General features: G+C 63.0%; 6 protein-coding genes. 3 read left to right on the top strand and 3 right to left on the bottom strand.

The annotated features are described in order from the left end of the window. Positions 1 to 142: 142 nt before the first annotated feature. Positions 143 to 1,195, bottom strand: coding sequence for a threonine aldolase family protein (locus NKJ26_RS32440; protein ID WP_352699870.1), 1,053 nt, complete (start codon positions 1,193 to 1,195; stop codon positions 143 to 145). Positions 1,196 to 1,671: 476 nt separating this feature from the next. Between NKJ26_RS32440 and gltB the strand changes: the two genes are divergently transcribed. Together gltB and NKJ26_RS32430 are read left to right on the top strand one after the other, a co-directional pair. Continuing rightward, positions 1,672 to 6,408, top strand: a complete 4,737-nt coding sequence (gltB, locus tag NKJ26_RS32435; RefSeq protein WP_352699868.1) for a glutamate synthase large subunit — start codon at positions 1,672 to 1,674, stop codon at positions 6,406 to 6,408. A gap of 143 nt (positions 6,409 to 6,551) precedes the next feature. Next, positions 6,552 to 8,006 carry a glutamate synthase subunit beta gene (locus NKJ26_RS32430; protein WP_352603075.1) on the top strand — a complete coding sequence of 485 codons (1,455 nt, stop codon included), beginning with the start codon at positions 6,552 to 6,554 and terminating at the stop codon, positions 8,004 to 8,006. A 151-nt stretch (positions 8,007 to 8,157) separates the two neighbouring features. Here the strand turns inward: NKJ26_RS32430 and NKJ26_RS32425 are convergent, their stop codons facing one another. Both NKJ26_RS32425 and NKJ26_RS32420 read right to left on the bottom strand, forming a co-directional pair. After that, positions 8,158 to 9,381 carry an SGNH/GDSL hydrolase family protein gene (locus NKJ26_RS32425; protein ID WP_352603077.1) on the bottom strand — a complete coding sequence of 408 codons (1,224 nt, stop codon included), beginning with the start codon at positions 9,379 to 9,381 and terminating at the stop codon, positions 8,158 to 8,160. Between the two features lie 122 nt (positions 9,382 to 9,503). Further along, entirely contained in the window at positions 9,504 to 10,727 is a 1,224-nt protein-coding gene (locus NKJ26_RS32420) for a lytic murein transglycosylase (RefSeq protein WP_352699866.1), read from the bottom strand. A gap of 208 nt (positions 10,728 to 10,935) precedes the next feature. Between NKJ26_RS32420 and galU the strand changes: the two genes are divergently transcribed. Next, entirely contained in the window at positions 10,936 to 11,841 is a 906-nt protein-coding gene (gene galU / locus NKJ26_RS32415) for a UTP--glucose-1-phosphate uridylyltransferase GalU (RefSeq protein WP_352699864.1), read from the top strand. Positions 11,842 to 12,063: the final 222 nt, after the last annotated feature.

The raw sequence follows: 12,063 nt of genomic DNA, 5'->3' as shown, positions 1-12,063 counted from the left end.
ACGCCGCGATAGAGCGCTTTCTCCTCGGCTCCGGGTAAGACTAATCAGATGTTGGGAATTACCGCGGGTTAACCCCATAAGTGTCCTCGGGTTACGGTTGGGGCGCGCATTGGCGCCGCTTTTTTATTATCGAGAATGCTGGCTATCCGGCGATCAACTGGCCAAAGCGGTCGACCTCCTCGGCCGTCGTCGCAAAGCTGGTGACGAAGCGATAGAGCAACTCGTCCTCGCCCAAATGGCCGTCGAAGCCATGCGGCTTGTGCCAGTCGTAGAAGGCGGCACCCGCCGCCTGCAGCCTCTCGGCTTCGGCTTTCTTGATTACCGCGAAAACCTCGTTGGCCTGCGGCAGCCAGGCCAGCTTGGCCGTCTCCGAATCCTCGATCGCCGCCGCAAGGCGAGCGGCCATGGCGTTGGCATGCCTGGCCGTGTCAAGCCATAGCCCGTCCTTGAAATAGGCTTCGAACTGAGCGGCGACGAAGCGCGATTTCGAAAACAGCTGCGCGGCGCGCTTGCGCAGGAAAGCCAATTCCCTGGCGCGGTCGAGATCGAACAGCACGATCGCCTCGGCGCACCAGCAGCCATTCTTGGTGCCGCCGAAAGAGAGGATGTCGACACCGCGCTTCCAGGTCATCTCGGCCGGCGTCGTGTCGAGCGCGACCAGGGCGTTGGCAAAGCGGGCGCCGTCCATATGCAGCGGCACGGAATGCTGTTTGGCGATGGCCGAGATCGCGTCGATGTCGTTCAGGCCGTAGACGGTGCCAACCTCCGTCGACTGTGTGATCGAAACGGCCATGGGGCGGCCCCAATGAACCACCTCGCCAGCGAAACGGCCGATCGTCCTTTCCAGAATGTGCGGGTCGATCTTGCCCAGCGCGCCGTCGACGGCATGCAGCCGCGAGCCGCCGGAAAAATATTCCGGCGCACCGCATTCGTCCTCGATGACGTGGGATTCGCGGTGGGCGAAGGAAATGCCGCCGGGTTTGTTGAAGGTGGTCAGCGACAGCGAATTGGCGGCGGTGCCGGTCGCCACGAAGAACACCGCGACCTCGCGTTCGAAAATCTCGCTGAAGCGCCGATAGACGGCCTGGTCGAGCGCACCGTCGCCATAGGCGGTGGAAAAGCCGCCGGCCGCGGCCGACAGGCCTGCGGCGATATCGGGATGGGCGCCTGCCCAATTGTCGGAAGCAAAGAACATGCACCTGCCTATGTTTAGGGAAATCGGTACAAAGTGGACCAATTTCGCGCGCCGGCCGCAAGAGCCAGGTGCTGGAAAACCATTAACGCCAGCCAAGCTGGCGGGCCGCGCCCTGCGACTGAAGCTTACGTTTTTTGTTATTTTCACGTAATTTTCTGTCGCGGATCGACCAAGTTTTTTGTGAATCGGTCTTGTGTGTGCCGGGGAATTCTGCCATAAAAATTTAGGACAGTAGTGCTGTCTTATTTTGTCGCACAAAACAGGCTGGATTGGCGTAACATATAGGCCTCTCCGGCTGTTGCCACGCGCGACGGGTGGACGGCCGGGCTCTGGCCTGTACGATACCAGATGCGAACCAGGCGGAACGCCGCGTGGTTCGACAAGGATTTCGCAAGACGTGCCGCAAGGATCAGGGTGAGCCAAGCGCTTGCCGAGGCAAACCAGCGCCCGAAGGGCTGGGTATGGAGGACAGGACAATGACGGAATTGACGCACGCTGCGACGAACGGCCAGGCCGCGCAGACGAAAGCGGCAACCGTCAAAAACGCGTCCCTGACCACTTTTGGCCGATCCAGCACCGGGCTGGCCGCGCAAGGCCTCTACGATCCGCGCAACGAGCATGATGCCTGCGGCGTCGGCTTCATCGTCAACATGAAGGGCGTGAAGTCGCATCAGATCGTCGAGGACGGGCTTGCCGTGCTCGAAAACCTGACGCATCGCGGCGCCGTCGGCGCCGATCCGCTGGTAGGCGACGGCGCCGGGGTTCTGGTGCAGCTTCCGGATCAGTTCTTCCGCCAGGAGATGGCGGCCCAGGGCATCGAACTGCCGCCGGCGGGCCAGTATGGCGTCGGGCACTGGTTCATGCCGCAGGACCCGGCACTTCGCGCCCATGTCGAAGAGATCATCACCGAATCGGCGCAGTCCGAGGGTCTTCCGCTCATCGGTTTCCGTGACGTGCCCGTCGACAACTCATCGCTGTCGAAGGCACCCGACATCGTCGCGTCCGAGCCGTTCCATCGCCAGGTCTTCATCGGCCGCACGTCAGACATTCCCGACGACGAGGAGTACGAGGCAAGGCTCTATCTGCTGCGCAAGGTCATCTCGGGCCGCATCTACGCCGAGAACGACAACAAGGATATCGGCGCCTATTGCGTGTCGCTGTCGGCGCGGACCATCGTCTACAAGGGCATGTTCCTGGCCTATCAGGTCGGCGCCTACTACACGGACCTCAAGGACCCGCGCTTCGAAACAGCGCTGATCCTCGTCCACCAGCGTTTTTCGACCAACACGTTTCCCTCGTGGAAGCTCGCGCATCCCTACCGCATGGTCGCGCATAATGGCGAGATCAACACGGTGCGCGGCAACAACAACTGGATGGCGGCGCGGCAGGCCTCGGTCGATTCCGAACTGTTCGGCAACAACATCTCGAAGCTCTGGCCGATCTCCTACGACGGCCAGTCCGACACCGCCTGTTTCGACAATGCGCTCGAGTTCCTGTTCCAGGGCGGCTATAGCCTCAGTCATGCGATGATGATGCTGATCCCGGAAGCCTGGGCGGGCAACAAGCTGATGGATGCCGATCGCAAGGCTTTCTACGAGTATCATGCCGCGCTGATGGAGCCGTGGGACGGGCCGGCGGCGGTTGTCTTCACCGATGGCCGCCAGATCGGCGCCACGCTCGACCGCAACGGGCTGCGCCCGGCGCGCTACATCGTCACCGACGACGACCGGGTCATCATGGCCTCGGAAGCCGGCGTGCTGCCGGTGCCGGAGGAGAAGATCGTCCAGAAGTGGCGGCTGCAGCCAGGCCGCATGCTTTTGATCGACCTCGCCAAGGGCCGCATCGTCTCCGACGAGGAGATCAAGTCGGAGATCGCGACCAAGCACCCCTACAAGACCTGGCTCGCCAACACGCAGCTCATCCTGGAAGACTTGAAGCCGGTCGAGCCGCGCGCGTTGCGCAAGGATGTCAGCCTGCTCGATCGCCAGCAGGCGTTCGGCTACACCCAGGAAGACACCAAGCTGTTGATGTCGCCGATGGCGACCACCGGCCAGGAAGCCGTGGGCTCGATGGGCACCGATACGCCGATCTCGGCCATGTCGGACAGGTCGAAGCTGCTCTATACCTATTTCAAGCAGAACTTCGCCCAGGTCACCAACCCGCCGATCGACCCGATCCGCGAGGAACTGGTGATGAGCCTGGTGTCCTTCATCGGACCGCGGCCGAACATCTTCGACCTTGTCGGCAATTCACGCCGCAAGCGGCTCGAAGTGCGCCAGCCGATCCTGACCAATGGCGATCTCGAAAAGATACGCTCGATCGGCCACACCGAAGACCGCTTCGACACCAAGACGATCGACATCACCTACGGCTCAAATGAAGGGGCCGCGGGCATGCAGGGTGCCATCGACCGCCTGTGCGAGCGGGCGGAGGCGGCGGTCGCCGGCGGCTACAACATCATCATCCTGTCCGACCGCCAGGTCGGCCCGGACCGCATCGCCATACCGGCGCTGCTGGCGACGGCCGCGGTGCATCATCACCTCATCCGCAAAGGGCTACGCACCTCCGTCGGCCTCGTCGTCGAATCCGGCGAGCCGCGTGAAGTGCATCATTTCTGCTGCCTCGCCGGCTATGGCGCGGAGGCGATCAACCCCTATCTCGCCTTCGACACGCTGCTCGACATGCACAAGCGCGGCGAACTGCCGGAAGAGGTCGACGCCTACGAGGTGGTATCGCGCTACATCAAGTCGATCGGCAAGGGCATCCTCAAGGTGATGTCCAAGATGGGCATCTCGACCTACCAGTCCTATTGCGGCGCGCAGATCTTCGACGCCATCGGGCTGAAGTCGGATTTCGTGCAGCAGTATTTCACCGGCACCGCCACGCTGATCGAAGGCGTCGGGTTGAACGAGATCGCCGAGGAGACTTTCAGCCGCCATACGGATGGGTTCGGCAACGACCCGGTGCTGCGCAACAGCCTGGATGTCGGCGGTGAATATCTCTTCCGCATGCGCGGTGAGGCGCATATCTGGTCGCCCGACGCCGTCGCCACCTTGCAGCACGCCGTGCGCCAGGGCTCGTGGGAAACGTTCAAGGACTATTCCGCGCAGATCGACAGCGAGACGGCGCGTGCGCAGACCATCCGTGGCCTGTTCAAGATCAAGCTCGCGGACGAGACCGGCCGCAAGAAGGTCGCGCTCGACGAGGTCATGCCGGCAGCCGATATCGTCAAGCGCTTCTCGACCGGGGCGATGTCGTTCGGCTCGATCTCAAGGGAGGCGCACACCACGCTGGCGCGCGCCATGAACGCCATCGGCGGTAAGTCGAACACCGGCGAGGGCGGCGAAGAGGCCGACCGCTACCTGCCGTTGCCCGGCGGCGGCAAGAACCCCGAACGGTCGGCGATCAAGCAGGTCGCGTCAGGGCGTTTCGGCGTGACGGCGGAGTATCTCGTCAATTCCGACATGATGCAGATCAAGGTGGCGCAAGGTGCCAAGCCCGGCGAGGGCGGCCAGCTGCCAGGCCACAAGGTTGACGCCACCATCGCCAAGGTCCGGCACTCGACGCCTGGCGTCGGCCTGATCTCGCCGCCGCCGCATCACGACATCTATTCGATCGAGGATCTGGCGCAGCTGATCTACGACCTGAAGAACGTCAACCCGGCGGCCGACGTCTCGGTCAAGCTGGTGTCGGAAGTCGGCGTCGGCACGGTCGCGGCGGGCGTCGCCAAGGCGCGCGCCGACCACATCACCATCTCGGGCTATGATGGCGGCACCGGCGCTTCGCCGCTGACCTCGCTCAAGCATGCCGGCTCGCCATGGGAAATGGGGCTCGCCGAGACGCACCAGACGCTGGTGCTGAACGGCCTGCGCTCGCGCGTGGCGCTGCAGGTCGACGGCGGGCTGCGCACCGGGCGCGACGTGATCATCGGCGCGCTGCTCGGTGCCGACGAGTTCGGCTTCTCCACGGCGCCGCTGATCGCGGCCGGCTGCATCATGATGCGCAAGTGCCATCTCAACACTTGTCCGGTCGGCGTCGCGACGCAGGATCCGGTGCTGCGCAAGCGCTTCAAGGGCACTCCCGAGCATGTCATCAACTTCTTCTTCTACGTGGCGGAAGAGGTGAGGGCGCTGCTCGCGGAAATGGGCTTTACGCATCTCGACCAGATCATCGGCGACAGCGACCTCCTGGAGAAGCGCGACGTGATCCAGCACTGGAAGGCGCGCGGCCTCGATTTTTCGAAGATGTTCTTCAAGCCCGACGTGCCGCATGAGGCGGCACACTGGACCGAGCGGCAGAAGCATCCGATCGACGACGTGCTCGACCGCAAGCTGATCGAGCTGGCAAAGCCTGCGCTCGAGAGCCGGCAGCCGGTCAGCATCGAACTGCCGATCCGCAATGTCGATCGCTCAACGGGCGCCATGCTGTCGGGTGAAGTGGCCAAGCGATTCAAGCACAAGGGCCTGCGCGAGGACACGATCTCGGTGAAGCTTACCGGCACCGCCGGCCAGTCCTTCGGCGCCTTCCTGGCGCGCGGCATCTCGTTCGACCTCGTCGGCGCCGGCAACGACTATGTCGGCAAGGGCCTTTCGGGCGGCCGCATCGTCATCCGGCCGCCGGAAGAAGCCAAGATCATCGCGGCGGACTCCATCATCGTGGGCAACACGGTGCTCTATGGCGCGACCGAGGGCGAGGCCTATTTCGCCGGCGTCGCCGGCGAGCGTTTCGCGGTGCGCAATTCAGGCGTGGCGGCCGTCGTCGAGGGCGTCGGCGACCATGGCTGCGAGTACATGACCGGCGGCATCGTCGTCGTCATCGGCAAGACCGGCCGCAACTTCGCCGCCGGCATGTCGGGCGGCGTCGCCTATGTGCTGGACGAGGCCGGCGATTTCGCCGAGCGCTGCAACATGGCGATGGTCGAACTGGAGCCGGTTCCCGAAGAAGACGACCTGATGGAAAAGCTGCTGCACCATGGCGGCGACCTCGACCACAAGGGTCGCGTCGACGTGTCGGGCGACATGACCAGCCATGACGAGGAACGGCTCTACCAGCTGATCTCGAACCACGTCCACTTCACGGGTTCGGTGCGCGGCCGCGAGATCCTCGACGACTGGACTATTTTCCGGCCGAAATTCCGCAAGATCATGCCGGTCGAGTACCGCCGCGCCCTGATCGAGATGGAACGCATGCGCATGGGCGTTGCGGCGGAATAGACTTGTTTGGAATTGCCGGGAAGCCCAGGCTTCCCGGCCCACTTCATCGACAGCTTGACCTCGGGCGCAAGGTTGCCATGGCTGCCTCAAGGGGTTAACGGGTGCGGCTAAAACCGCACCATTTGGACAGCAGGAACTGGACTATGGGCAAGGTAACAGGCTTTCTCGAAATCGACCGGCAGGTGCACAAGTACCAGCCGGCCTCCGACCGCATCCGGCACTTTCGCGAGTTCACGCTGCCGATGTCCGACAAGGAGGTAGAGAAACAGGCCGCGCGCTGCATGGATTGCGGCATTCCGTTCTGCCACGGGCCGACGGGTTGCCCGATCCACAACCAGATCCCCGACTGGAACGACCTCGTCTACAACAGGGACTGGGACAACGCGATCCGCAACCTGCATTCGACCAACAATTTCCCCGAATTCACCGGCCGCATCTGCCCCGCGCCCTGCGAGGAAGCCTGTACGCTGAACCTCGAGGACATTCCGGTCGCCATCAAGACGGTCGAACAGGCGATCGCCGACAAGGCGTACGAGACCGGTCACATCAGGCCCTATCCGCCGGAGAAGAAGACGGGAAAGCGCGTCGCCGTCATCGGCTCGGGGCCCGCCGGCATGGCGGCTGCCCAGCAGCTTGGCCGCGCCGGCCACGACGTTCATGTCTATGAGCGCGAGAGTCGGCCCGGCGGGCTGATGCGCTACGGCATTCCCGACTTCAAGATCGAGAAGCACTATATCGACCGCCGCATCGAGCAGATGCAGGGCGAGGGCGTGACCTTCCATTGCGGCGTCAATGTCGGTGTCGACAAGCCGGTTGCCGAACTGCTGGCCGAGCATGATGCCGTGCTCTATTGCGGCGGCTCGGAAACGCCACGCGCGGCCGGCATCCCCGGCGACGACCTCGGCGGCGTGCATGACGCAATGCCCTATCTGGTGCAGCAGAACAGGCGCGTTGGCGGCGAGCCGATCCAGTCGGTCGCCTGGCCGTCGCATCCGATCATCGCCGGCGGGCAGCATGTCGTCGTGGTGGGCGGCGGCGATACCGCGTCCGACTGCGTCGGCACGGCTTTCCGCCAGGGCGCCGTGCGCGTCACGCAGCTCGACATCCGTCCGCAGCCGCCGGAGAAGGAAGACAAGCTCTCGGTCTGGCCCTATTGGGCGACCAAGATGCGCACCTCGTCCTCGCAAGCCGAGGGCGCCGAGCGCGAATTCCAGGTGGCGACGCTCGAATTCATCGGCGAAGAGGGCCAGCTGACCGGCGTCAAGTGCTGCGAGGTCGACGACAAGCGCAAGCCGATCCCCGGCACCGAATTCGTCATCCGCGCCGACCTCGCCTTCATCGCCATCGGCTTCGCCGGACCGGCTGCCGCCGGGGTGGTGTCGGAACTCGAGGGCGAGATGAAGATCGCTACCGACAGCCGCCGTTCCAGGAATGTCGAAGCCAACGACCGCGACTACAGGACCAGCGTCGACCGGCTCTATGCGGCAGGCGACGTGCGTCGTGGCCAGTCGCTGGTCGTCTGGGCGATCCGCGAAGGCCGCCAGGCAGCGCGATCGATCGACGAGGCGTTGATGGGGTCCAGCGTCCTGCCGCGCTGAGCCCCGTTGGAAACTCTACTCCTGCGGCCATCTGAAGGCGTTTTCTGCGCTTCCGGTGCTCGCGTACCTAAACGTACGCTCTGCTCCGGTTCTCGAAAACACCATCATATGGCTCGCGGGAGCGAGTTTCGAACGGTCTCAGAGAAAGTTACTAAGGGTTGATCGCCGTCGTTGTATCGGCGGCGGCCGTTGCCGGATTTGCCTTCGGCGGCCAAGAGAAATCATCGGCGCGGCCGGGCGAAGCCTTTGAGGCCTTGCCTTGGACGACCAGCTTTTCGCCGGGCAGGTCGGGATTGGCCTTTGCCGCCGGTGCAGCGCCGAGCAGTTCGGAGCCGCCGTCGAGCGCCGGATCGCTCAGCAGCATGGGTGCCGTGCGATCGATGACAATGGGTGCGGCGGCCGGTGCCGGCGCTTCCACCGGCGCACCCGCTGGTGCCGTCGCCGGGGCGACGCCTCCGGGCGCGGCAAGACCCAGGATCTTCATCAGCGGCTTCTCGGTATAGAAGGCGAGCTTGCGCTTGCCGGCCTTCGAGACGTTGATGCCGTCATCGGCGCGCAGCCGCACGGGCTGGCCGTTCATATCAGGGCCGCTGGTGACGAAGGCGCCGTTCTCGTCGACGAACCCGTCCCAGACGTCGACGAATTCGCCGCCATTGCTTTCGGCCGCCTGGTGGTAGATGTCGTTGAAGGCCAGCATGTCGGAGGTCATCTTCGACACCCGGAACGCCGGCATGCCGACCCACAGGAAGGGCACCTTGGCGGTTGCTATCGCCTTACCGAGCGCATCGGTGCGGCGCTCATATTCCTTGGTCCAGTTCTCGGATCGGGGCTGTTCGCGCACGTCCCCCACCTTCATCTGCTGGCGGTCGTTGGAACCCAGCATGACGACCACGGCGGCTGGTTTTTCGGTCTCGATCAGCGATTTGATTTGTTCGGGCCAGTTGTAGAAATCATCGCGCACGAAACCGGACGAACCGTTGCTGCGAACGACGATCCTGACGCCGGCATTCTCGGCAAAGGCGGTATCCAGGCCTTCGCCAAGGCCGGCCGCCATGAAGTCGCCGACCACCAGGACGGTGCGGGCGTCCGGCGCCTTCTCGACCACGGGGATTTCCGGTTCCGCGGGCGGGCGGGGGGCACGCGGTTTTTTCGCCTTGAGCCTCGGTTTTGCCTTCGGCAGGTCCAGCGGCGGCTCGAACCGTTCGCCACGGTTCGGAAACAGAAGGTCGCGCAACGACCAGCCGCGGTTCTGCTGCTCCTGCGCCATGGCCGGCGCATGGAAAGCGCCCGCTACGGCAACGGCAAGCACTGCGACGGCCAGGATAAGCGCCGGCATGCGACGAACCAGCGTCCCGATGCGCGCAGCCGAAACCAATCGCTTCCTCCATCCCTGCGCGGTTCAGCGCCGGACAGGTCGCTGAGGCCGCAATAATTCTTGTTTTTCACGCAATTCCGGACGGAAAACCGTTACGCGGTCTTCCCGGAATTGCCCTGGCTCTATTTCTGCCTGAGCCATTTGAGTACTTCCATGCTCGGATACCCGTCCTGGGTCAAGCCGACCTTGGCCTGATACGCCATGATGGCGGTTTTCGAGCCGTCACCGATCTTGCCGTCGAACTTGCCATCGTAAAGCCCGTGCTGCGAAAGCCGCTTCTGCAGTTCCTGCCTTTCCTCGAAGGAGAGCTTGGTGAAAGGCCGCTTCCAATCCTGGACAAGACCGCTCGAGCCGGCGATCTCATCGGCGAGAAGGCCGACGGCAAGTGCATATTTGTCGGCGTTGTTGTAGGCCTTGATGACGGAGAAATTCCTGATCATCAGGAAGGCCGGCCCACCACGGCCGTCCGGCACCTTCAGTGTCGCCTTGTCGGTGAGATTCCTGAACGGTTTGCTGTTGGCCCTGACGACGCCGAGCGCCTGCCATTGCGCCAGCGTCTTCGATCCGCCCGGCAATTTGCCGGCCGGCAAGGCCACTTCGTAGCCCCAGGTCTTGCCGGCCTGCCAGCCGTTCTTCTTCAACAGGTTGGCGGCCGTCGCCAGCGCATCGGGGATGGAATTCCAGATGTCGCGCTTGCCGTTGCCGTCCATGTCGACGGCATAATGCTGATAGCTGGTGGGGATGAACTGCGTCTGGCCCATGGCGCCGGCCCACGAACCCATGAGATGGCTTTCATCGATATCGCCGGTCTGCAGGATCTTCAGCGCCGCGACCAGCTGGGTGCGTGCAAATTTCGACCGTTGTGGGTCGCCATAGGCGAGCGTCGCCAGCGAACGCACGACATTGCGCATGATGTCGTCGCGCTTGAGGATCTCGCCATAATTCGATTCCATCGACCAGATGGCCAGCAAAATGTAGCGGTCGACGCCGAATCTCGCTTCGATCCTGTCCAGCCACGGCTTCCATTTCCTGGCCATCTGCTGACCGACCTCGACGGACTGGTCATGGACGCGGTTGTCGAAATAGTCCCAGGCGGGCGCGGTGAATTCAGGCTGCGTGCGCGCCTTTTCCAGCACCACCGGGTCGGGCTCGCCGATGCCCTTGAAAGCCCTGTCGTAGACAGCGCCCGAAACGCCGCCGGCGACGGCGGTGGCGCGGAAGCTGGCAACCCATTGCCGGAAACCGGCATCGGCGAAGGCCGGCCCGGCGGGCATCAGCAAAGCGAGCGAGAGGCTGGCGGCCGCCATGACGCTGGTAAAACGTTGTGCGGCATTGCGAACGGACATCTCTTGCTCCTTCTCTGTCACGGGAAAGACCATTCTTCGCCGAACCTGGTTAGCAATTAGTTTACCATAGGCGGCGTCCGGAACGAAAAGGCGCCTTGATGCTTAGCGGTGGAAGTTTTCCTCGGTCCGCCAAGTAATCCTCAATTTCGGCGTGAAAATGTCTTCAAACAGGGATTGCCGAGTTGGCCATCAAATGGATAATTGACACATGAAGAGAGTTCGCAAGGCAGTTTTTCCGGTCGCTGGCCTCGGCACGCGGTTTCTCCCGGCCACCAAGGCCATTCCCAAGGAAATGCTGACCGTCGTCGATCGGCCCGTCATCCAGTATGTGGTGGACGAGGCGCGCGAGGCCGGCATCGAGCATTTCATCTTCGTGACCGGCCGCAACAAGGCCGTCATCGAGGACCATTTCGACGTCCAGTTCGAACTCTATGATACGCTGGCGCAGCGCGGCAAGGACGACCAGCTTGCCCGGCTGCAGCGGCTGCAGCCGGCGCCAGGTCAGACCAGCTTCACCCGCCAACAGGTGCCGCTCGGCCTTGGCCATGCCGTCTGGTGCGCGCGCGAACTGGTCGGTGACGAGCCCTTCGCTCTGCTTTTGCCGGACATGATCATGCAGTCGGAAAAGAGCTGCATGAAGGATATGGTCGATCTCTATGCCGAGACCGGCAACAACATCATCGCTGTGCAGGAATGCGACCCGGCCGAGGCCCACAAATACGGCATTGTCGGCCGCGGCGAGGCCACGCATCACGGCTTCCGCATCACCGAGATGGTGGAGAAGCCGAAGGCCGGCACGGCGCCGTCCAATCTCTACATCAACGGCCGCTACATTCTCCAGCCCGAGATCTTCAAGATACTCGAGGGCCAGGAGAAGGGCGCCGGCAATGAAATCCAGCTCACCGACGCGATGCTGAAGCTGGAAAAGCAGCAGCCCTTCTATGGCTACAATTATCAGGGCCGGACCTTCGATTGCGGATCGCCGGAAGGCTTCGTCGAGGCCAATGTCGCTTTCGCCCTGTGGCGCAGTGACATGAACCACAGCATGGCCGGCGTTATCCGGAAGCTTCTCGACGAGATGAAGCCGTCCGAGCGACGCGGTGCCGCGTTTTAGAGCAATTCCAGGAAAAGTGTGAAACGGTTTTCCGTCCGGAATTGTGTAAAAACAAAGAGATAGAGCGGTTCGGCGTTTCCGTGAAACGGTGAACCGCTCTAGCCCGGATGTCTCACACAGTTGAAGTGCATCGGGGTTCCGAATCAAGGAAAATGCTTCTGCGACAAAGACTTACCTTGAGCAGAGGTATTCCCCGATGCAAACAGAGTGTACACTGGAACG

It is taken from the genome of Mesorhizobium sp. M0152, from assembly GCF_040322415.1.
Taxonomy (GTDB): Bacteria; Pseudomonadota; Alphaproteobacteria; order Rhizobiales; family Rhizobiaceae; genus Mesorhizobium.
The sequence above is the reverse complement of the archived record's forward strand: the minus strand, read 5'-3'. Positions and strand labels throughout refer to the sequence as shown.